This is a genomic window from Clostridium tyrobutyricum, assembly GCF_019144085.1.
Lineage (GTDB): Bacteria > Bacillota > Clostridia > Clostridiales > Clostridiaceae > Clostridium_B > Clostridium_B tyrobutyricum_A.
In genome coordinates, this window is the sequence record NZ_JAHHUY010000094.1 from 1 (window position 1) to 565 (window position 565).

1 pseudogene is annotated in these 565 nt (G+C 34.2%); it reads right to left on the bottom strand.

The window, feature by feature from the left end:
• Positions 1-565: pseudogene (locus KM800_RS15150) on the bottom strand (IS3 family transposase); the annotation flags it as partial.

Sequence of the window (565 nt, forward strand, 5' to 3'; positions counted from 1 at the left end):
CCTGCACTGTAACCTATAATCTCACGGTTAAAAAGGTCAACAAGTATACAGATATACTCCCATCTATCTCTAACTCTGACATATGTAAGATTACTTACTACAACATTCCTGTATGGTTGATTCCTAAATTCTCGTTTAACCAGATTACCTATTTTTGACTCATTGAATTTATCCACATGTGGTTTGAACTTTAATTTTGTATAACTGGATACAAGAGTATTTTGTTTCATTATTCTGCCTATTTTTCGTCTTGAAACTCTGTATCCTTTTTTCTGCAACTCAACCTTGATTTTTCGTGTTCCATAATTATTCCGACTTGAGTTAAATATGTCCTTAATCATAGATATAAGAGCATCTTCACTGCTTTTCTTTCTACTTTTATAGTAGTAGGTACTTCTTGAAATCTGCAGGACTTTGCACATTGCTGATATAGAGTATTTGCGGGAATTCTTCCTTATCACATTTACTTTCGTCCCAAAATCAGCGCTGCTTGTTTTAAAATAGCATTCTCCATCATAAGTTGTTTGTTCTTCCTGCGCAGTTCTATAAGTTCCTGTTCTTCCCT